This window comes from Rhizobium oryzihabitans, assembly GCF_010669145.1.
Classification (GTDB): domain Bacteria; phylum Pseudomonadota; class Alphaproteobacteria; order Rhizobiales; family Rhizobiaceae; genus Agrobacterium; species Agrobacterium oryzihabitans.
Map to the genome: position 1 here is coordinate 94168 of NZ_CP048633.1, position 21803 is coordinate 115970.

The following is a 21803-nucleotide window of genomic DNA, read 5'->3' on the forward strand; positions in this document are numbered from 1 at the left end:
AGACCATATCGACCAGCATCGGCAACAGGATGGGAGCTGGCAGCACGCCGCCGACGACGACAAGGGGGTTGCCGCTACCCTCGAATGGATGGGTGCCGTCGAGCGCATCATCTACGAACCGACCAGTAGCTCGTACAGGGCTTTCGAATATTTCATGCTCAGCCGCAGCTTAGCGGTTTCTATCCTCAATCCGTGTAAGGCGCGACGGTTTGCCGATGCTCTTGTTAGCCAGTCAAAACTGCGCCGAGAGGGATATCGCGTCAGACATAGGGATCATCGAACCGGACGATATCGAAAACGCTTTCACGCGGATGGTGACGGGCGATGTCTGCTATCGATTTGTAATGCGTCTGGATGCCGGGCGGTAAGTGTGATCGGCAGGTCAGAACTGAATGCACAGACGGACCGCATCGAGCATCGCCGCGTGAACCGACCGGCTGGTTACGGCATCGCCGATCCGGTGCAGCTCGAACCCGTTGTCGGGTCGCAGGCGAAGCGGGGCTGGGCCGGTTAACGAAGACAACTTGGTCCTGCCATCATTGGCAGAAAGCGGACGAAGCTCATCGAACACATCCGTTATCGGGTAAGTCCCGTTTTCCACCACGACCTGAGAACAGGCCAGAACCAGACCTTGTCCGGTCAACAAATGTCTTAGCGACACGTCATACCGGTCGCCGTTCGGAGACACGTGAACGATCTCGTATTCCAGCAAGGTCTGTACCCCCAGTTCGGCGAATCTCTTGCGATAGATTATCTGGGAGTGGGCCTCCATTTCAGGGGCCACGATGGGATCGAGTGCCGCGAAGGTCACGGATTTCCCGGCCGACGCCAGTTGAACCGCCACGGAAGGCGCCGGGTGTCGACCCGTCCCGTCATAGACAAGGATATCATCAGCCATGGCGGATGGATTGCCCAGCGCATCCCACACACTGAGACAAAGTTCATTGCCGTCAAACGTGGGGCCAGAACAAGAGCAGTCCGAAACCGTACGCTAAGGGCGAACGAAATAAGAACTTATGCGACCCGCCGTAGCCCGGGGGGAAGGCGGAGCGATCGAAATCCGTTGGGCATCTGATGCTCGGCATCCCAGGTGTAGATGCCAGTAAGATTAATGTGCTCCCAACTAAGCGGCGAGATGTGCTTCGACAGAGTATCAGGAATATCTCGACCCTCTCGCTTCAGCTGTGCGATCGCACGGTCGAGATAGACAGTATTCCAATGGACGATCGCACTGACAACGAGGTTGAGGCCAGACGCGCGGAACGCCTGGCTCTCGAACGACCGGTCGCGGATTTCGCCCCGCTCGTGGAAGAACACGGCGCGTTTCAGCTTATGGGCGGCCTCACCCTTATTGAGACCGGCTTGGCATCTCCTCCGGAGTGCCGGACTTGAGTACCATTCGATCATAAACAGCGACCTTTCGATACGGCCGAGTTCGCGGAGCGCCCTTGCGAGATGGCTTTGCTTCGGAGACGCGGACAGTTTCTTGAGGATCGTAGATGGCACCACGGCCCGCGTCGTGACAGACGCCGCGAGATGGAGCAGGTCGTCCCAATGATCGAGGATCAGATTGGCGTTGATCGGGGCCCCGATGTGGTTCGACAGAGCCGGATATGCACCACTCTTCTCGAACGTGTGGAATTTCCGGTCTTTGAGATTGCGCAGTCGCGGTGAGAAACGCTTTCCGATTAAGGCGAATAGCCCAAAGATATGATCACTGGCTCCGCCTGTGTCGGTAAAGTGTTCACGGATGTCGAGGATCGTGTCCTGATCAAAGAGCCCATCGAGCACATAGGCCGCCTCGCTCTCGGTCGGACTGATGGGCAAAATGCTGAAGTAGCCGTATTTATCTGATAGATGGCTGTAGAATTTCGATCCGGGCTCGCTGCCGTAGTGCAAGTTGATTTCACCGCGCTTTGCAGCTCGGTCGCTCGCCCGGAAGAATTGGCCATCGGAAGATGACGTTGTGCCGTTCCCCCAAAGGCGGGAATACGGATGCTGGGTGTGGGCATCGGTGATGCACGCTTGCGCCGCGCGGTAGGTTTCCGATCGAGCATGGAATGTACGCATCCACCCAATCTGGTGAGCGCTGATCCCTTTGGACGCGCCTGCCATCCGCTTCGGGCCGAGATTTGTCGCATCGGCCAGTACACCAGCGAGCATGGCAGAAACATTTTTTGGGACGTCGCCGGTGCGAACATGCGTGAAGTGATCCGCAAAGCCGGTCCATTCATGCACTTCTCTTAAGAGGTCAGGAACCTCGACCAATGGATACATATCGCTGACCTTGGCATTCAATTCCTCGGCTGCCGCCGGGACGTCGCCGACGGTTGGTGTGACGATCAACGTTCCAGCCTCAAGACGAACTCCTTCGAGACTTCCGGATCGTGCTCTATACGCCAGGCGGTGCAGGTTGAACTCAAGCATCTGACGCGCTTCGGCGAGCCACTGCGCGCCGTCGCCCTGGACCCCCAAACCGAGACGATCCTCTTCCTTCATCGTGATGAATGTCGACCGCGGCATCAGATGTTCGTCAATCGGCCGGAAAGATCGGCTACCATCGACCCAAATTTCGGCAGATCTAAGCCGGTCTCGCAAAACGGCGAGCGTGGCAACCTCCTACAGACGACGATTGGGTTTTCCCTGATCGAAGATGAGGCGCGCTGATCAGTTTGGCAGAGGTGGGTGAGTGGTACGCGATCCGGGAGTGTTCGCCGTTTCTCGGCATAAAGCCGTTTCAGCAGCGCAATTGCCGCTAGAAGCGGATCGTGGCGACGCGCTGAGCGGAACGTGAAGCCTAGGAGGAACGCGCCGGCATATTTGTGGACGGTCGCATATTGCTCAGATGCAACGATCAACGACGGCGCCTCGTTGTCGTCGACCATCGTTTCGAGCTCAGGCTTCATCCGAAGCAGTCGGTGCCAGCCGACTTTTTGGTCGAGAACATCCAATGCGTTCCGACCATAGTCATTGGCGGACTGCAGGGCGGTGATCGTATCTAGAAACATGCGCAGCGCTTTGGCAGTATTCGCTCGGCAGTCCATTTGCCGCTGCTTCTTTCGATTGTTGGCTTGCGAGAACAGCTTGCCCATCAGCTTGATGAACATCGTCACCGCATCATCCGTGAGCTTCTGACAAAGCTTGATGACTTGAGCCACTATCAGAGCGTAGCGACGGCTGGCGTTGAAGTCGCTGGCAAGCCAGGCTGGCGTTGCGTTGCCCTCCCGGATCATCTGCTCCCACCGTCCGGATGATACCCGCACCTGCAGTTCCGGACGGATCTCCAGCTGCCGCAGAAAAGCTATTCGCTCGGTCAACCCGACGAGGTTCGACACAGCCGGCGCTTCTGGCGCCGAACGCAGCCAATGAAAGCGCGTCTGGCCGATCGACGGGTCAACCTCTAACAGCCTATCCAATGATTGAAGCCTATCGAGTGGTATGTCTTCAATCAGAGTTCTTTCTGCCCAGCGCCGGGCTATGGCACGGCCAGCAAGGCCGATGCGTTCAATCGTGTCGATCGCCGGAAGAAGAACTCCGCGTTCGCGAAACGCTGCGATAGCAGAGCTAGCTATCGCAGCACCGTCATCGGACATGGTTGCCGCTTGAATTGACGCCATTAACGCGGCGCGGCGATCTTGCAGCGTCGCGCTCCGCGTATCCAGATAGACCATTAGGCGCGCCATATGGTCCCGACGGGTTTCTTCACGACGTGCATAGAGAGAAAACTCGTCTGGAGCGGCGCCGATCTGATCCGCAACATATTTCAGCATGGCACGAGGCGGAGTTTCTTCTGCTCCGAGCACTCGACCCGGGTATCGCATCAGACATAGCTGGACGGCAAAGCCGAGCCGATTGTGATTACGTCTTCGCAGTTCGATCTCCAGGCGATCCCCTAACGATAACGAATAGTGGCGGATTAAGCTGTCCTCGTCGACTGGGATATCGACCAGCTTCCGGCGATCTTGATCTTTGAGAAGCTTGCGCTTTGCCATCGCCCGACTCCATTAACGACCAACCTGCGTGAAGCGTTGTCGAGTCGGGCCGGGCAGGGAAATCAAAACTGGCGCATTTCGGCGGTAATCCACAGAGATCGGATGTTGCACATCCGATCTCTGCATCGTTCCGGTTTCGTTCGGCCTTAGCGTAGGATTTCGGACTGCTCTTCTGTGGTTGCCGTCCGTTGCGCAAGTAGTTTCTGACCTTTTTTGAGGTGTGATCGAGTGCGGTCTTCTGTCAGGCCTTTCTTTGCGGCACTTTCAGAGGCCGCTGGCCGGTATGGTGATCTGCGGATCCGGCCCAAATCTTGTTCCCGAGCTCGTGGCTCCAAGAGCAGTACTGGTTTTCCCGATCCAGATCGTTTCGATCATGCGCCCATTCGGGTCATCGACTTCTCACACCTCCTAGCCGGTCCTGGTTATCCTAGCGGTTCCGTGTCACGCCATAATTGCCAGTGCCGGGTCTCTATAATCTTCCTGCTTCGTCAGCATGGCCCATATATTCCGCGCTATTTTGTTCGCAAGTGCGATCGCCACCAGCATCTTCGGCTTCTTTGCGAGCATCCGTGAAAGCCACGATCCGTGCACTGGCGGTTTGCGACCCGCCCAACTTACGCAGGTCATCGCACCGATGATCAGAAGTCTGCGAATGTCGGCCTGTCCGGCCTTCGATACCCGGCCGAGTCGTTCCTTTTCGCCCGACGAAAATTGTCGGGGAACGAGACCAAGCCAGGCTGCGAAATCTCGGCCGCACCGGAAATTTTCCATCGCTGGCGCGAAGGCTTCTACCGCCAGTGCGACCAACGGACCCACGCCAGGCATCGTTTGAAGTCGATGCGCGATTCCGCTCTGCCGAGACAGGTCCACGAGCTTCTTGGCCTTCTCCTTAATCCGGGCTGTCTTCTCGTCTATCTGAGCCAAAAGATCACGGCACTCCTCCCGCACGAGTTCAGGCAGGTCGATCTCAGCCCTCTCAACGATCGCTTCAATGCGCTGGATGTGAGCAATGCCCTGTGGAATGGCCTGGCCATATTCATAGAGAACAGCACGCAAAGCGTTCACCAATTCCGTTCGCTGGCGGACAATCCGCTCGCGCGCCCGGAACAGAACCGCTCGAGCTTGCTGATCCGCAGTTTTGGGAGGGACGAAACGCATCTCGGGCTGACGGGCCGCGATGACGATTGCTTCAGCATCGGCGGCGTCGTTCTTCTGGCGCTTCACGAAAGGGCGGACATATTGCGGAGCGATCAGCCTGACCTCGTGCCCCACTTTGACCAACTCACGGGCCCAGTAATGGGCGCTACCGCAGGCTTCCATAATCACAATCGCTGGCGGCTGTTCCGACAGGAAGCGGAGAAACTGTCCTCGTGACAATTTCTTTCGATACCGTACTTCGCCCGTCATCGTTGCTGCGTGCAGCACGAAAACACTCTTTGCCAGATCCACCCCGATCATCGTGTCTTTCATTTTCTCGTCTTCTCCGTCCTGTGGGCTACAACCACATCATCTTGGCATATTGCAATGCCGTGAGGGGAGGACGGCAACCACCCCATCTTGTTCTGGCCCCAAAGATTTCCTCTGGCAGCAGGCCGAGAAAGTCGATCTCGGGAAATACTCCTCATCTCAGACGGAGCGCAGGCGGCTTGAATACACTCTTTTCGTTCACGTCAGCCGTTGTTCAGCGGGAAACCAACGCGACGCGCGCACTCCGCGTCAATTCGCATGCACTTAGACTGCGATTGGAGCCTCTGTGCGACGGGTCAAATAAGCGCGGTATTGGGCAGCATTTTCCACTTGCTGCGCCGGACATAAGCGCTGTCGTTCAGGAGCCGCAGCGCGTTGAAAGCGCATATCGAATAAAAGAAAAGCCGGCTGAATTAAGCCGACTTTTCGTTGGATCAGCTTATCTATAGGTCATTTCTCTAGCATGCCCGTATCCGGCCGGTCGAGTTCCAGGTATTTCGTCTCGGGAACAAGTAGGCCAGTGAGCAGGGTAATGCCGGCCACCGCCATCAGATAGTACAAAAACCACTGATGATGTCCTGTCTGTGAAAGATAGGTGTTTACGTAGGGTGCCGTGCCACCGAAGATTGCGGTTGCCAGGGAAAGTGGCCCGCTCACACCGGTCGCTCGGATATTGGTGGGGAAAACCTCGGTCCACACCGCGGTGTTCACGCCAAAGAGGCAGGCGACGATGAGAAGCGCGCAGATCATGGCCGCCAGAAGGCCACCGAATGTGTTGTCGATAAGCCCGTCGAGATAAAGCGTCAGCGCGATGAAACCAATACCGAAGAGAATAATGAAGAGGCGGCGTCCGAACCTGTCGGCAAGCCATCCGACAAGCGGGATCGCCAGCAAAAATACGCATTGCGCGATGAGGCTTGCTTTGAGTGCAGACTGAGGATCGAGTCCGCGGGCAACCTGTGCATAGGTCGGGCTGTAGATCAGCCAGGTGTAGAACATGATGGATCCACCCGCCGACAGGCCGAACACAACGGCGACGCCGCGCCAGTTGCGCAGCAGCGCGGCAAACTTGCCTTCGGAGCGCTCTGTCTCAGCCTCCTGCTTCTTGAAAGTCTCCGTTTCGTTCAGCCTGCGCCGCAGATAGAGACCGTACAGACCAAGGACGCCTCCAAGGGCAAAGGGAATCCGCCATGCCCACTCAACGATTTCAGCTCGGTCGAGATACCCGTTGATGATGAGGCCGGTAATGGTGGCCAGCATGGTTCCGAAAACCACGCTGACCCAGGAGGTGCTGCCGAAGAGTGCGCGGTGGTTTCGTGGCGCCCGCTCGACAAGATAAGTGACGGAAGTTCCCATCTCGCCACCATGGGCGATACCTTGAGCCAGTCTTGCAACAAGCAGAATAATTGATGCGAAAATGCCAATGCTGGCAAAGGTTGGGGTGAACGCGATTAACAGGCTGCCGCCTGCGGTTACCAGCATTGCAAGCGTCAAGCTTTGCTTGCGACCCACGCGGTCAGCATACAGGCCGAAGATAAAGCCCCCAGCGGTCGTGTCAGAAATCCGGCTGCGAAGACCGCCAATGCGGCAAGCAGTGCCGCAGTTGGATCGCTCGAAGGAAAGAACTGAATGGCGAAGAAAGGCGCAAAGATCGTATAGATCGTCCAGTCAAACCATTCGAGCGTATTGCCGAAATTAACTGCGAGCAAATCGCGGATTTTTCCCCGGTCGATCCTCTGCTCCTGAGATGTCTGATTTGTTGATATCATTATAGTTCCCCTTATTGACGCCGGTTACTGCAAACCTGAGCGTTTTATCGACGTGGAATTCATTTGAATTCGGACCTGCCTTCCAGCCCGTATTTCGCGGCCTCATCGGACCCTGGCACACGCATTTCGAAAGTGCTGTCAATGACGGCGTAGTCGAAGTATCCGAGGCGGGCGATGGGACGGATTTTCTTGATGTCGAGCTTGCCATCCGGAAGGATCACGGCATCGTCGATGTGAATTTTTTCAACCCGCGCGAATACAATATCGATCGTTCCGACGGGCGAATTTCCCTTAAGCCGATGCGTGCTCATGTAGCGGCATTCAAACTTTACCGGGCTCTCCTTGACCATGGGGACAGGAGCGTTATCCGCAAGGACGCGAGTAACGTTCATCCGGTCGAATTCACTTTCTTCCGGCGGCAGCGCCATGGCGCTTATGTTGACAGCCTCCCGCAGGTCGTAGGTCGCCATATTCCAGACGAACCATCCCGTTTCCTCGGCATTCACGACCGTGTCTTTGCGGCGTCCGTCTGGATACTGGTTCGCTGAAAACATCACCATCGGTGGGTCGAAGCTTAGGTTCTGCCATTGGCTGTAAGGCGCGATGTTCTCGGTGCCGTCGACGCTAATGCTCGAAAGCCAGCCTATCGGCCGTGGCACGGTGCAGCTTTTGAATGGCGAAAAAGGCAAGGGGCTGGGCTCGATGTGTGGTGCATATTTCATAGTAATCCTCCATTCACGATTCGAAATATCATTCGCATATAACTGATATATCGGTTGCAGAGCAACAGTATTTTGCAGATATGGTAGAGGAGACCGTGAATCGAGTTGCGAGGAGGAGAAATGAACGTGACCAGCCAATCCGATCAGGCCGTTGAAATCTTGCAAGGCGTGATCGAACGCGGCGAATTGAAGCCTGGAACAATGGTGTCCGAAAGGACACTGATGGAGCTCGTGGGGTTGGGCCGAACGCCCGTTCGTGAAGCCATCCAAAGATTGGCGCTCAATCGTATGCTACGCATTCACCCGAACCGCGGGATAGAAGTCCCGCCAATATCCGTGGAGGATCAACTCAGTGGACTAGAGGTTCGTCGTGCAACCGAATTGCTGGCAGTCACTCTTGCTTGCGAGCGGGCCACTAGTGCAGATATCAAGGACATTCAAGCACTCGCGGATGCACTGGACGGTGACTATACGTTAGAGCGATACACCGAGACGATCCGCTTGACGCATACCCTTATCATCAGGTCCGCGGGCAATCCTTTTCTGCAGGATCTCATGTCTCCCCTACAGGCCAGGTCGCGGAGATTCTGGCTTATGCATCTTCAGGACTCAGTGGAAGAGGTAAATATAGGCAAACACCTTCACCAGCGGATACTCAGGGCAATCTGTGCGAGAGATGCCAAAGAAGCTGGGACAGCCTCACTCGATCTCAATGATTATCTGGTGAAATTCTCCATGAGCGTTATTTCGCAGAGGGTCAGCAAGCGAGACAGCCAGTCTTGGTGACAAGGCGCGCTGGCAGGTATTCCGGCCCTGCAGTCTATGCTGGTTTAAGAGCGCAGATTGCAGGATGAGCATGACGGTTGAACCGGAAAGCGCAGGTGTACGCTTCCCTCCGCCCCTTCCTCTATCCAGGAGCGTTTGGGGTTGGCGACAGCGTTCGTTAACCTGCGCACATATTGCATTGGAGAAAGTGCCCTAGTCGGATCACCATTCTCGAAAAATTCATAGAAGGACAGATCATGAAGTCTTTGTTTATAGCCAGCCTCCTTGCCGTTGCGGTCGCATCGTCATCGGCTGTTGCTCAGGAGCCGGTGATCGCCTCCCAAAATGCGGACCAGTTATTCACAAGCCCGGATCCACAACTCAACGCCAACAAGCAGGTGGTTTACCGGCGTTGTCACGTTGTTCGACTGAGGCCGGACGAAGCACTTTCAGTTAAACTCAGGCAGTTGCGCCGGTCACGGCCTTCCAGTGCGCCATGGCGCGGATCCGATGAATGTGGGTGGCGAGGGCGGAGTGTTTTTGATGCGACGGGACGAAATCATTTCTAACCGCTGAAAACACGGGGACAAATTGTTGCAGACTGCCGACGGATCGGAAGCCCTGCATCACTCGTTCTCGTTTTCGCAGCGGCAGATGGGAATTTTCCGCACGGTTGCTAAGGCCCTTGTGTGATCTATGTTCAATGGCCGGCATCACATCTCGCTTTGCCGCCCCGTATGAACGCAGTTTATCGGTGACAATCCTCTTTGGCGCGAGGGCTTGCTTCTTCAGCAGCCTGATCAGCAATCGCTTGGCAGCCTTGGTGTCTCGACGGGTCTGCACGATCTCGTCGAGAACATATCCGTCCTGGTCGACGGCTCGCCAAAGCCAATGCTTTCGCCCGCCGATCGTCACGACCACTTCGTCCAGATGCCAGATATCCTCTCGCGACGGCGTCTTTCTGCGCAGTCGCTTTGCGTAGGCCGCACCGAATTTCCGGCCCCAGCGCCGGATCGTTTCGTAGGACACGACAATGCCGCGCTCCAGCAGCATTTCTTCCACCAGCCGCAGGCTTAACGGGAACCGGAAATACAGCCAGACGGCATGGGCGATGATATGCGGTGAGAAACGGTGGTTCTTGTAGCTGATGGTCGGCGTGCTCATCACGTCCGGTTATCCGTCAACCGTTAAGCCACGAACAACGTGACAACGCCCGTCACGCCCTTGCCCGGGCGGTCTTCCTCCACCAGCTTGGCGAGCTGCGCAACCGCGTGGCGGAAACCATGGCCTATCGGGCGTCAGGTCTCAACCTCGTCGTCAACGCCATTATCCTGTGGAACACCGTCTATCTCAGCCGCGCTGTCGATTATGTCCGCGCCCAGGGCATCGATATTCCCGCTGAGCTGCTCTCCCAGGTCGCACCGGTTCCCTGGGCGCATATCGCACTCACCGGCGACTATCTCTGGAACGAAATTGACCGACCCCTCGAACGCTTCAGGCCGATCCGCGCTAACCGTTTCAATCCAAACAACTTCGCTTTCCCTTAGCGGGTATTATTGCAGAAATGCCCACGGAGCCCCATCATTCCGAGAGGAGCCATCTCGACGAGAGGCTCGACTTTGTTGGTATAGGGCAGCAGGAAAAGAAAGCGCTGTCGGCGCTCTCCGAAACGATCGCAAAGGCATTGGACGGCACCCTCGACCGCTTTTACGCCAAGGCTACAAAGAATCCCAAGACAGCAGCATTCTTCAGAAGCAGCGAGCACGTCAAACACGCCAAAGACCGGCAGGTCTCGCATTGGAACACGATCGCCAGCGCGAAGTTCGACGCCGAATATTTAGCGGGTGTCACCGCTGTCGGACTGACGCATGCGCGACTGGGACTTGAACCACGATGGTATATCGGCGGATATGCGATGATGATGGACGGAATTGTTCGCCACTTCGATGCGGGCGCGCCGTCTGGTTCCGCCGGGACGACATGAAGGCTTGTGTCGGAGAGAACCGGTTTCACAAGCAAGCCAACAAACAGCCTGCAACAAGTGTGACGGATCTTGCGACTGAATATGAGGAAAACAAAAATTGAAAGCTTCCCCGGTCTTCGTCGCCATCGCCATCGTGACAGCCAGTGGCTTCGCGAACGCGGGGTCAGCCCAGCAACTGATGACTTCTAATCAGACATTCTCGATTTGCGGGAGCGGGCAAAGGGTAACCTGCGTCGTTGATGGAGATACATTCTGGCTCCGCGGCACGAAGGTCAGGATTGCCGATATCGACACGCCGGAACTGAGCCCTCCTAGATGCGAACGTGAACGCCAGCGCGGCATGGCTGCAAAGCAGCGTCTGCTCGAAATCCTCAACTCGGGACCGCTCTCCTTCAAGCGCACAACGAGAGATGAGGACCGCTTCGGTCGGAAGTTCAGGTCGTCTATCGCGGGATCGATCTGTCGGCGACATCCTTATTGCCGAAGGCCTGGCCCGAAAGTGGGAGGGATCACGTCGCGGCTGGTGTGATTGAAGTGGCCCGACGGATCAACGTCATGAATCGGTGAGCCCCCGGCGATTCAAAACTCTCATTGGACGTCGATTTCGGATCGCGCGATTCTGTCTTCATGATTTCGTGAGCGACAAAATCACTGCGTCAATACTTTGTTCCGGCCTCGGGCAATTTTTGCGCCGTTGGCGACGCGCAACCTTTTCCAAGGAACAAGGTTGGATTCCGAGCGTTCAATGCTGGTCGAAACGATCCTGGTATACGGATGACCGAGCCCGAAGAGAAACTCTCGCTGATCGAAGAACAGCTTGTCGTCGACAAGCTTGCCGTGAGAGACGGCCGCGTTCGCATCAGCACGAAAACCGAGTTTGTCACCGAAAATGCGGAGGCGCGCCTCGACAGCGAGAATGTCGAGGTGACGCGGGTCCCGATTGGACGTGAAGTGCAAGAAGCCCCCTCCGTCCGCACGGACGGTGACGTGACGATCGTCCCGGTGATGGAGGAGGTCCTCGTTGTCGAGAAGCGTCTGATGCTGGTCGAAGAGATCTACATCCGCCGCGTCGCCACCACCGAGGACGTTTCCATTCCGGTCGAGTTGCGCAAGCAGCGCGCCACCGTCGAGCGGACTGATCCTTAATCGAAATCACCAATCTTAAAAAAGGAGAAACTCATGACCTACAGCGAAACCACATCGTCCTATAGCGCCTCGTCGTCTAACACAGTGACGGCGTTCTTCGAAAACCGCAGCGATGCGGACGCCGCTGTCGAACGCCTTGCCGAAGCCGGGATTGCCCGCGACGGCATTCGCGTCGTCGCCGGCAAAGAGTCTGCTACCTCGACTGAGGTTGCACCCGAACACAAGGGCTTCTGGGAGAAGCTCGAGGACTTCTTCTTTCCTGACGAGGATCGCGCCGTCTACTCCGAAGGTCTTCGCCGCGGTGGCTATCTGGTAACGGTCAGCAACGTCAGCGCCGCCTACTACGACAAGGTCGTTGACATCCTCGATGACGAGGGCAGCATCGATCTCGATCAGCGCGCTGAGAGCTGGCGCTCGGAAGGCTGGAACCAGCAGGAGACCGTGAGTTCGTATGGCGCTTCCGCCAATCGTGCCGGCGCAACCGGAACGGCAGCCCTGGATGCCGGCCGTGAAGAGGTCATACCGGTGGTCGAGGAAGAGCTTCGCGTCGGCAAGCGCGACCTCAACCATGGCCGGGTGCGTGTCCGCTCCTATGTGGTCGAAAATCCTGTCAGCGAACAGGTATCGCTGCGCGACGAAAATGTCAGCATCGAGCGCCGCACGGTCGACCGTCCGGTAACCGGAACGGAGAACGCCTTCGTCGACCGTACGATCGAGGCAGAAGAGCACCATGAAGAGGCTGTCGTCTCGAAGGATGCGCGCGTTGTCGAAGAGATCGCGCTGCGCAAGACCGCCGAGCAGCGGGAGGAAACCATCAGCGACAGCGTCCGTCGTACCGAGGTGGAAGTCGAAGATGAACGATCCGACCGTATCGTCCGCAAGGACTAATGGAAGGCTCTTCGTTTGATCTAGCTGCAGTTCGAGGCCGGCGATCCCATCGCCGGCCTTTTTTGTCTCTTGTGGTACTGGAACCGAACGGCAATTGCGGCGTTAGTGTGACACTCACGTTCCCGTGATGAAAAGGATGCACCATGACCGAACCTGTCTCCGTCCAAGTTTCCCGCGAAGCCGCTTATGTCGATCCCTCCCTCACGGCCACTTTGCATAAGGTGTCGTGGGGCGGGATCTTCGCCGGGGTTGTTCTGGCACTTGCCGCACAGTTCCTCCTCAATCTTTTGGGCGTCGGAATTGGCGCCGCCGTGATCGATCCGGCGACCTATGACAACCCGAATGCAAGCACCTTTTCCATCGCCGGTGGCGCGTGGTTTGTGGTGGCCGGTATCATCGCTTCTTTTGTCGGCGGTTATGCCGCCAGCCGCCTGTCCGGCCGTCCAAGCCGCTCGACCGGCGGGTATCAGGGCGTAACCACCTGGGCCGTCACCACCCTGGTCATCCTCTATCTGCTAACCACGTCGGTCGGTGCTCTCATCGGTGGCGCATTCAGCGGTCTGTCGAGCATTGTCGGTGGCGTCGGTCAGACGGCGGCGACTGCTGCCACGGCGGCAGCTCCTGCCCTTGCGACCTCTGCCAACCCGATGGCCGGGATCGAACAGCAGATCCGCGACGCATCTGGCGGCAATGATCCGGCAGCCTTGCGTGATGCAGCCGTTTCGGCCGTTCAGGCTGCGGTCACCGGTGACCAGGCAAAGGCTGCCGATGCCCGCAATCGCGCCGCTGACGCGATTGCCAAGGCGCAGAATATCCCGGTCGAACAGGCTCGCACCCAGGTCGAGCAGTACGAGAAGACCTATCGCGACAATATTGCTGCCGCCAAGCAGCAGGCGCTCGATGCCGCCCAGACGGCCACAAAAGCTGTTTCCGCCGGCGCGATCCTTGGCTTCTTCGCCCTCCTGCTCGGGGCTGTCGCAGCCTGGTTCGGTGGCTCCTTCGGAACTAAGAAGGCTTTGCTTCTGGCGGAAACCACCACTCGCCGCACGATTTGACAAGATCAAGGCCGCTGGAAACGGCGGCCTTTCTCCTTCCTTGGCCTCTATCTAAAGAAGCCTCTTCATCGCGTGATGGAGAGGCTCTCCCAACTTATCGGTAGCCTCCATGCAGAATGCCCTTCGGTACCTTTCACTGACTGCCGCTCTAACGCTCTGTTCCCCAGCCTTTGCAGCGCCGATCGACGGACAAGCCGTCAATACCTCGGCGATCGCGTCCCTTCCGATCGAGGCGCCGGCGGAAAAACAGGCTGAGCCCAATCCAGCCATCGTGCATCTGCAGGTGCTGCTCGACCGCGCCGGATCATCACCCGGCGTCATCGACGGTTATTTCGGCGACAACCTGACGAAAGCGATTGCCGGTTTCGAAGCGCTTCAACGTGTGCCAGTCGATGGGAAGCTCGATCCCGACGTACTGGGCCGTTTGACCGATGAGGCCCCGGCGATCCAGGCCTATGCCATCACTCAGGAGGACGGCAAGGATATCGTCGAGAGCATTCCGAAGGACTATGCCGAACAGGCCAGGATGGAGCATCTCGGCTATACCAGCATTGCGGAAAGGCTGGCCGAACGTTTCCACATGCATATCGCGCTGATCAAGGCACTCAATCCGACGGCGGCCTTCAAGCCGGGCGAGACGATCGCTGTCGCCATTCCCGGCGCTGCGAGGACCGGATCGGTCAAGCGGATCGAGGTTCACCGCAAGGCGGCGCAGGTCTTCGCTTTCGCCGAAGACGGCTCGCTGCTCGCGGTGTATCCGGCGACGATCGGCAGCGAGGACAGCCCCTCGCCTACCGGTATGCACAAGGTCAAGGGCGTATCACGAATGCCTACCTACACCTACAACCCGAAGATCAATTTCCAGCAGGGCAACAACAAGAAGATCCTTGAACTGCCGAGCGGGCCGAACGGTCCTGTGGGTACCGTGTGGATCGACCTGACAGAGCCGACCTACGGCATTCATGGCACGCCTGAGCCGGAACTGATCGGCAAGGTCGGATCGCATGGATGTGTCCGGTTGGCCAACTGGGACGTCGAGGAACTGGCCGGAATGGTCAAGCCGGGCGTCGTGGTTGATTTCGTCGATTAGCTCTGGCTCACCGCCAGTAGAGGAGCGCAGAGTGTTGGTTTCCACGCAGAAGTGAGCCGGTTAGGCGCATAAGGGGGTGCGGATAAAAAGTTGGACTGTTTTAAATGCTCAGGCCGAGGCTCTTACGATATTCGACCGGGCTGAGTGATCCCAGTGATATTTTGATGCGCGTTTCATTGTACCATCGGATGTAGGCGTCCACCTCTGCCACGAACTGCTCGATCGTGATGACCTTCCAGTCTCGTGGATAGAAGAGCTCGGTTTTCAACCGACCGAAGAACCCTTCGCACGCGGCGTTGTCTTGCGAGCAACCCTTTCGAGACATCGAGCGAACCAGTCTTGCTTCGCTGATACGGGTTAACCAGCCGGGCCATCGATAATGGGCTCCGCGATCAGAATGGATGATTGGCCGTTCCTCGCCGTTGGCGACGGTTTCGATGGCTGCATCCAGCATGGTGTTGACGAGACCTGCATCCGGTTGGGTTCCGATGGACCAGCTGATGACCATGCCGTCAAAGCAGTCGATGATGGGCGAAAGGTACACCTTGCCTGCTGGGATCTGGAACTCGGTGATGTCTGTCAGCCACTTCACGTTCGGCGCTTCTGCATGGAAGTCGCGATTGATCAGGTTCTCGGGCGCTGGACTGATCTCTCCCAGATAGGATCCAAACCGCCGTCGACGCGGCTTGGCAACGACCAATTGCTCCTGCTTCATCAATCGCTGGACAACCTTTTCCGAGATTACCACGCTTTGTCTGGCCAGCGACGCCTGCAGTCGTCGATAACCGTAGCAACGACGGTTCGTTTCAAAGATCTCAGCTAGGCTGTGGCGGACGGCGGCATACTTGTCTGCCAGGCACATGCGGGCGCGATGGTAGAAGTAGGAGCTGCGGGCAATCCGAAGCTGGGCAAGCAGCTCTGGCAAGCGATAAACTTCCTTAAGGGCGTCAATCAGTTGGGTCTTCTCCCGATTACTCAGGATCTGCAGATCGACGCCCAGGTCTTTTTTTAGGAGTTCGTTGGCCTTCTTCAGGAGATCATGCTCGAGTTGTAACTGGCGGACATCACGCTGGAGGGCTTCAAGCTGTCGCTCGAGCTCTTCACGTTCAGGCAGCTTGGGGTTGGATTTGCGGCGTTTCATGGATGAGGGAGCCTCGTGACCGAGTAGCTGATCTTTCCAGCTGTACAATGTCGGCCTTGAGACGCCCAGTCGGTCAGCTACCTGTTGAGCGCTTTCATCTCCACTGCATAATCCGATGACCCCCGCTTGCCGGACCTCTTCGGAATAGCCAGGGTGCCACGATCGACCGACCATCGATGTCCGCGCCTCCGGAAACGCCTCACGAACCCATGCGGTTAGAGTTCCTCGACCGGGATAGCCGAGCGCCCTCATCGTCGCAGAGATGCAACGATCATGGGTGCGAAAGTGCTCAAGTGCCGCCTGCCTCTGAGCCTCTGAATATTTTGGCGCTCGCGCTACCGGCTGAGTACGCAGGTCGAGATGCTGTAGGTACTCGCGGTACCAGCCTCTCAGCGCATTCTTGGTGGGATATCCCAGCTGGCGAATGGTCGCGTTAAGCCGCTTGCCAAGCCGGATATAGAGCTCAACCGCTCGAAGTCTGTCTGCGTAGGAATACATGAACTACCTCCTTGGTGGTCCAAGTTTTCGTCCGCACCCCCACCGGCTCACTTCTGCGCGGAAACCAACACGTATGGTATCGAAAGCTTCTGGTCTTTGGCATTTGCCATTGCGGTTTTTGGAATGCTGGGAACGGCTGCCGTCATTGGCCAGATTTGTCTTGCGATCTTGGGCATCATGGCTGTCATCCCTGCGTCGGCTCTGGCAGCTATCCTTAGGATCATCTCATAGGCCTTGGCCATCCGCCGGTACCGGATCACCCCCCTCATTCTGAAACTTATCCGGTACGTAGTACTTTAGGGCGATACCACTAAATGCCGCTGGAAATGATCGTCACGATGAGCGACAATGCACTTGCTGTCCAGTACAGTAGCCTAAAAATTTGAGTATATACAGGAAATTCAATTATCCAGTGGAGCATAATTGATCAATATGAATGATGTAACGCTAATAATTCCGAGCTATAATTACGGAAACTACATCGAGGACGCAATAGATTCTGTCTTGGAACAGACTGAACAGCCTGAACGCATTTTCGTTATTGATGACTGCTCGACTGATTCTACAAGACGCGTATTACAGAGATATAGCAACAAAATTGAATTAATATACAACGATAAAAATCTAGGAATAGTAGAAAATTTTCGTAAGGCTGTAAATATCTGCAGAACAGAGTTCATCGCTTTTGTTGGTGCGGACAATATTGCAAAAAGAAATTTTGTCTATGAGTTGAGGCGTGCCCTTGCTCGGAATCAAAGAGCCGCGGTTGCGTATTTTGATATGGAGATATTCGGTCCGAAAGCGGAGCAACTTGCAGCAAAAGTTGGAGCTACTTATATAAGCGATTCCGACCCGAAGCGCTTTTACTGGTCGTTTCCAGATCCAACGCCGGAAGCTCTTGCCAGATTAGAAACCGATAATTTCATGAACGGCTCGTCGATGTTCAGAAGGAGTGCCTATGAGGCGGTTGGTGGGTACAGGCAGACGCTTGGTCCGGAGGACGCTGACTTATTTTTAAGGATGGTTCGACACGGTTATGAGGTTGTCCGGGTACCGGAAGCGCTAATAATGTACAGGCAGCATTCCCTAGGTCAGGCAAACACAGCGTTGCTCACTCAAAAGATTATAGAAGACCAAAAGCAAGCGTTAGAAGCCGCATGGGCCGAAAACGAACATCTGCGCAAATGGGCTGCCTCGCTTCATGAGGCATTGGTGGACGCAAATAACTGGGCCCGTCACCTAGAGCTTCAATTACAAGATTCTGAAAAATCAGGTAACAATTAATTTGCTCTCGGCAGCGTAGCACTTAGATAACAGTTCATGTCAAAGCGTACTAATTATAGCGAGGCGCCCAGAAGCGGCAATTAGATCACGAACCTATGACGGCAATAGTTATCATTGTAAAACTCTGAAACTTTATGTTCAGGATCAATTTGAGCGGGCAGTTTACCAATCTTTTCTCGAGACCGAAAATTGGAGGCGGCTCTGGCAAATACCTCGTCAGATGCATACTTGTCACAGACGGCGAGCACCTCATTAAGCCTATCAGGGCGGGAATACTTATAAGCCATCAATAAAGACGCTTCAATGGAGTAATACCTTTCCGCACTAGAGGGTTTCCAAGATCCATCAATATTCAGTCTTTTATCATGAAATACAACTGAAGATGGCTGAAATAAAACTCTCCTCCCTGCTAATCTCACTCTCCAAGAGAAGTCAACATCGTCGCAGTAAAGAAAAAATGTCTCTGAGTCGAACCCGTTTAGCTGCCGGAAGATCTCAGTTGAAATCAACGCACATGCAGTCGTCGCCCAGGGAGTATCGCCAGTTCTCGGATCATAATCTTTCGGATGCTCAATCGGTAGCTGGCGGGCTTCGGCCATCCCGCAATTGCTTTGGTCAAAAGCAGAAAGTAGCTCCAAAATGTAATTTCCCTGACCAACAACATCAGGATTTTGGATGAGTATGAAGCCCTCAGGTGCGCCGGCTGCCAGCCGGTTATGCCCTTCAGCTGACCCAAGGTTCTCACCGAAAATGACGTAGCGAAATCCACCATTCTCGTGGATACGTTCCATCTCTCTCACATCGTTTAGCGAGAGGCAGGGTTTGTCCGGAGAGCAATCACCGTAAACGACATCAACAGTAACATTCCGATGCTTTTGTAAAATGCGGGAAGCGTTGCTAACAGCTCGAAGAGCTTTTTTAATGTCGTCGGCTTCATTGTTGAACAAAACACTCTGTACTTGTATATGCGCCATCTGTTGTCTTTCTACAGGTCAGCGGAGCTAGGGTTTTCAGAGAACAACCACTCACCCACCATAAAAACACCCTCCTGAAGGGATGTTTTTGGAACGTACCCTAGGTCAGCAGTTGTTTTGGATATGTTAGCAGTAGCAAATCGGACATCACCTTCTCTAAATTGCCCGGTTACGACTGGAGCTGGAGCTTTATGAAAATCCGCAACAACACTTGCTACTTCTGCAATAGTCACAGACTTACCGCTACCAACATCGTATGTATTAATTCCCGGTATTTTTTGATTCAAAGCCCTGATGCAACAGTCCACCACATCGTCAATCCACACGAAATCGCGAGTTATCAGCCCATCTTCATAAAGGGGTATTGTTTCTGCTTTCCGGGCTATATGATGAAATATATTAATTATACCGGTATACGGGTTGGAAGGAGACTGGCCGATACCATAGACGTTCTGAAATCTCAAAATGCATAGGGAAATATCGTTGGCCGCGCACCAAGCTTCCAAAATATGCTCTTGCGCCAGTTTCGTAGCGCCATAAACACTTGTAGGGTGAGGATGAACTTCTGGTGCAAAATGCGCTAAAGGAAAAGCAAATCTCCCATCCCTACTCTTAAAATCCCATCGCATTTCGAGAAATTGCGAACGTGATCTAATTCCTGGGTAAAACGAAACTCCGTCCGCACTACGCCAAGCGCCTTCACCATAAACTGCGCGACTTGAGGCAAGCAGAATGCTAAGAGGACGAACGTTACTACGCTTAAGTGCATCTACAAGCTCCGCCGTTCCAACAACGTTCACGGAGGCATGACGACTGCACTCAGACATCGACTGTGATGTGCCCGTTTCAGCCGCAAAATGTACAACAAAATCCGGCTGCAGGTCAGATATTACTTGATCCAGCAAATCTCCATTTCGCACGTCCCCAACAATCATTTGCGCATCTTCAGGAAAACGACGGCGCAGGACACCGTCTCCATGAACTTGCGGTAGCAAGTTATCCACGGCGACGACGGTAACCCCACCTTGACCGGCTAATTCTTTTGCAAGAGAGGCGCCAATAAAGCCCGCGCCACCTGTAATCAAGACTCTCAACGGGAACCTCGTATCTATGATTGTTGTTTAGCATTTGTATGAGAACGGGACAGCTCTAACAGCTCTTCCTCGCAAACTAACCGCTGTTGCTCATTGAGAGTAGCTAGCGTTTTACCAGCTTGTGCATCAGCGACATCCACAATTTGACGAACGCTACCCTCGCTTGACACACTCTCCATGAAAACCCGCATAACGTGGTCTACACCCTCAACAGTTACCGTTCTCAAATCCGGTGCAAAGTACCTTCCTTTGTTGAAGGAACCTACAATGAGCTCATAGGATGGAAAATAGGCGACAGCTCCAGAGAACTCTGCGGATATTTCCTCGCATGCGACCCTCAATGCAGATTTCGAATAGGTGTTTGATACGAGAACGTGCCTGTCCTCCGCCGTAGCAACCAATGGAACCGGTGATACTGTCAGAATAATGCGTGCCTTACAGTTCAGTGACTGAATCCGTTTAATTGATTCTCTTAGGTCACTTACGATATCGAGCACTCGGAAATTTACAAATTGGTGTCGCTCTGGGTTAAATTGACCTCCGGCAACACCTGGACAAACTGGGAATACCGTTCCGTCGAGCTTATCGTGCCATGCTTCCGTTAGACCAAGAGTAAAGACAAAGACGTCCAATTCCTGGAACATCCGTCGTACAGCCTTCAGGTGCCGTTCCCTATCAGCTTCCAATTCTTCTAGAGATGAAAATCCCCGGGGTTCTATAGTAGGACGCAACGGATCAACAAACCGCCCATTGGGAAGCCTCCACCACCCATCTAGAGGTCTCCGATCATCATAAGCGCGTTCAATTAATTGGAGGAGTTGTCTGGTGGTGTAGATATTGGCATACCTTGCAGAATAAACCTGGTAATTGTATTTATTAAGCAACTCTGTATTGGCATAATGATGTCCTGGTTCCGTAACAAAGTAGTTATACCCATTTGTCCTGAGTCTCTTTGCAATATGTTGCGCAAAGCAGCTACCGGCCGTCGCCACTTTGTCGGTATAACCAATTTTAAAGGGGAACGCAGCGATAGGATTAAGGTCGGAATAGGCCACTCCTGCTACCGAGTGGCTCCAGCGTGTGTATTGTGGAAGACTTTTGTAAGGATGCATTTTTCTATCCAAAGCTGTTCCAACCAACAAACTTGCATCCGAACCTAGATTCAAGTGCGTCAATAATTACGTTACCATACAAAGCGTTAGCATGCGTACTATCCGGCCCGTAATGTTCTGGCTTCAGAAATCCCGATCCGTCGATTGCCGATGGAGGTACTTTCATATATTCTATTCCCAGTTCCGAGCACGTTTTCTGATACATATTGGATTGGACTTTCCAGAACTTGTACCTTTGAACGGGTGTCGACAGGGCGTCTAGTTGCTCTGGAGAATACAGCTTTTCAAAATAGTTTCCTATGTGATTTCGAACATATTCGTTATCACCATTGGCTGGGGGACACTCCACCTGCAGCATAGCAACCTGGGGCAAGGCTGCACGAAAAGCTTTTAGTGTATTGAAAGTAGGTTGGATAAGTTGCAAAAATATATCCTCGATCATATCGAGGCTTAATAAGGTTGCATCATCCCTGAGAGGTAGATGCGGCTCTCCAGGAAGTACAACTTCCAACGGACCGTCATTATCTAACACTGTAAGCGCTAAATGATGTCCTCCTCCAAGCATTGTTACTAAAGAGATATTATCGTAGTTCCGAGATAATATTTCAATGTTTTCCCTAAGCTGCATGTTGAGCTCGACAGAGCCAATTTCATCCGAGGTAAACTGGTAGCTTAGACCGTATTTCCACGCGTCAAAAAAAATCAAGTCAGTCCGTAATTGACTCGGATCGAACACGAGACGCTCTTGGGCTGCGGTGGCAACTGCAGCATAGTGGCTATCTCCGATCAACAATGTTGCGAACGATGGTTCTGACATAATTT

Annotated in this window: 19 protein-coding genes and 3 pseudogenes; 9 read left to right on the forward strand and 13 right to left on the reverse strand. The window is 54.6% G+C overall.

What is annotated here, in order from left to right:
• Positions 1-382 precede the first annotated feature (382 nt).
• The 6 genes and pseudogenes from G3A56_RS16610 to G3A56_RS16630 form a co-directional block, all read right to left on the reverse strand.
• Positions 383-898: an FAD-dependent oxidoreductase gene (locus G3A56_RS16610; protein ID WP_164056707.1), complete on the reverse strand. Its 516-nt coding sequence runs from the start codon at positions 896-898 to the stop codon at positions 383-385.
• A gap of 116 nt (positions 899-1014) precedes the next feature.
• A pseudogene (locus G3A56_RS16615) lies at positions 1015-3992 on the reverse strand (Tn3 family transposase).
• Between the two features lie 441 nt (positions 3993-4433).
• Entirely contained in the window at positions 4434-5462 is a 1029-nt protein-coding gene (locus tag G3A56_RS16620; RefSeq protein WP_164056708.1) for an IS110 family RNA-guided transposase, read from the reverse strand.
• Positions 5463-5909: 447 nt separating this feature from the next.
• Positions 5910-6953, reverse strand: coding sequence for an MFS transporter (locus G3A56_RS16625; protein WP_246231365.1), 1044 nt, complete (start codon positions 6951-6953; stop codon positions 5910-5912).
• Positions 6950-7228: a hypothetical protein gene (locus tag G3A56_RS28990; RefSeq protein WP_246231367.1), complete on the reverse strand. Its 279-nt coding sequence runs from the start codon at positions 7226-7228 to the stop codon at positions 6950-6952. Before G3A56_RS28990 ends, G3A56_RS16625 begins: the two co-directional genes overlap by 4 nt.
• A gap of 59 nt (positions 7229-7287) precedes the next feature.
• Positions 7288-7950 carry a flavin reductase family protein gene (locus G3A56_RS16630; RefSeq protein ID WP_113382787.1) on the reverse strand — a complete coding sequence of 221 codons (663 nt, stop codon included), beginning with the start codon at positions 7948-7950 and terminating at the stop codon, positions 7288-7290.
• A gap of 120 nt (positions 7951-8070) precedes the next feature.
• Here G3A56_RS16630 and G3A56_RS16635 point away from each other — a divergent pair, with 120 nt between their 5' ends.
• On the forward strand, positions 8071-8736 hold the full coding sequence (locus G3A56_RS16635) for a GntR family transcriptional regulator (protein WP_164056709.1): 666 nt from the start codon (positions 8071-8073) through the stop codon (positions 8734-8736).
• A 438-nt stretch (positions 8737-9174) separates the two neighbouring features.
• Here G3A56_RS16635 and G3A56_RS16640 read toward each other — a convergent pair.
• Positions 9175-9892: pseudogene (locus G3A56_RS16640) on the reverse strand (IS6 family transposase).
• Between the two features lie 25 nt (positions 9893-9917).
• On the opposite strand from G3A56_RS16640, the pseudogene G3A56_RS16645 reads away from it, so the two are divergent.
• The 7 genes and pseudogenes from G3A56_RS16645 to G3A56_RS16675 all read left to right on the forward strand — a co-directional run.
• Positions 9918-10262: pseudogene (locus G3A56_RS16645) on the forward strand (Tn3 family transposase); the annotation flags it as partial.
• Positions 10263-10279: 17 nt separating this feature from the next.
• Complete coding sequence (locus G3A56_RS16650; protein ID WP_164056711.1) at positions 10280-10699, forward strand: protoglobin domain-containing protein; 420 nt, start codon at positions 10280-10282, stop codon at positions 10697-10699.
• 97 nt (positions 10700-10796) lie between these two features.
• On the forward strand, positions 10797-11228 hold the full coding sequence (locus tag G3A56_RS16655) for a thermonuclease family protein (RefSeq protein WP_425503365.1): 432 nt from the start codon (positions 10797-10799) through the stop codon (positions 11226-11228).
• Positions 11229-11473: 245 nt separating this feature from the next.
• Positions 11474-11845 carry a YsnF/AvaK domain-containing protein gene (locus G3A56_RS16660; protein ID WP_164056712.1) on the forward strand — a complete coding sequence of 124 codons (372 nt, stop codon included), beginning with the start codon at positions 11474-11476 and terminating at the stop codon, positions 11843-11845.
• A 33-nt stretch (positions 11846-11878) separates the two neighbouring features.
• Positions 11879-12733, forward strand: a complete 855-nt coding sequence (locus G3A56_RS16665; protein ID WP_164056713.1) for a YsnF/AvaK domain-containing protein — start codon at positions 11879-11881, stop codon at positions 12731-12733.
• A 143-nt stretch (positions 12734-12876) separates the two neighbouring features.
• Positions 12877-13788, forward strand: a complete 912-nt coding sequence (locus G3A56_RS16670) for a PhnA-like protein (protein WP_164056714.1) — start codon at positions 12877-12879, stop codon at positions 13786-13788.
• A gap of 109 nt (positions 13789-13897) precedes the next feature.
• Positions 13898-14878 (forward strand): L,D-transpeptidase family protein, encoded by a 981-nt coding sequence (locus tag G3A56_RS16675; protein WP_164056715.1) that lies wholly within the window; start codon positions 13898-13900, stop codon positions 14876-14878.
• Positions 14879-14978: 100 nt separating this feature from the next.
• On the opposite strand, the gene G3A56_RS16680 is transcribed toward G3A56_RS16675, so the two are convergent.
• Positions 14979-16517, reverse strand: a complete 1539-nt coding sequence (locus tag G3A56_RS16680; RefSeq protein ID WP_011983001.1) for an IS3 family transposase — start codon at positions 16515-16517, stop codon at positions 14979-14981.
• Between the two features lie 47 nt (positions 16518-16564).
• On the reverse strand, positions 16565-16759 hold the full coding sequence (locus G3A56_RS16685) for a hypothetical protein (protein WP_164056716.1): 195 nt from the start codon (positions 16757-16759) through the stop codon (positions 16565-16567).
• A gap of 190 nt (positions 16760-16949) precedes the next feature.
• Between G3A56_RS16685 and G3A56_RS16690 the strand changes: the two genes are divergently transcribed.
• Complete coding sequence (locus G3A56_RS16690; protein ID WP_246231371.1) at positions 16950-17801, forward strand: glycosyltransferase family 2 protein; 852 nt, start codon at positions 16950-16952, stop codon at positions 17799-17801.
• 80 nt (positions 17802-17881) lie between these two features.
• Here G3A56_RS16690 and G3A56_RS16695 read toward each other — a convergent pair whose 3' ends face one another.
• Genes G3A56_RS16695 through G3A56_RS16710 form a run of 4 tightly spaced genes read right to left on the reverse strand, consistent with a single transcriptional unit; the run spans position 17882 to position 21798 of the window.
• On the reverse strand, positions 17882-18775 hold the full coding sequence (locus tag G3A56_RS16695; RefSeq protein ID WP_164056718.1) for a glycosyltransferase family 2 protein: 894 nt from the start codon (positions 18773-18775) through the stop codon (positions 17882-17884).
• A gap of 11 nt (positions 18776-18786) precedes the next feature.
• Positions 18787-19869 (reverse strand): NAD-dependent epimerase/dehydratase family protein, encoded by a 1083-nt coding sequence (locus G3A56_RS16700; RefSeq protein ID WP_164056719.1) that lies wholly within the window; start codon positions 19867-19869, stop codon positions 18787-18789.
• Between the two features lie 14 nt (positions 19870-19883).
• The gene (locus G3A56_RS16705) at positions 19884-20981 is read right to left on the reverse strand and encodes a GSCFA domain-containing protein (RefSeq protein WP_164056720.1); all 1098 of its coding nucleotides are present in this window, start codon (positions 20979-20981) and stop codon (positions 19884-19886) included.
• A gap of 4 nt (positions 20982-20985) precedes the next feature.
• Complete coding sequence (locus G3A56_RS16710) at positions 20986-21798, reverse strand: hypothetical protein (protein ID WP_164056721.1); 813 nt, start codon at positions 21796-21798, stop codon at positions 20986-20988.
• Positions 21799-21803: the final 5 nt, after the last annotated feature.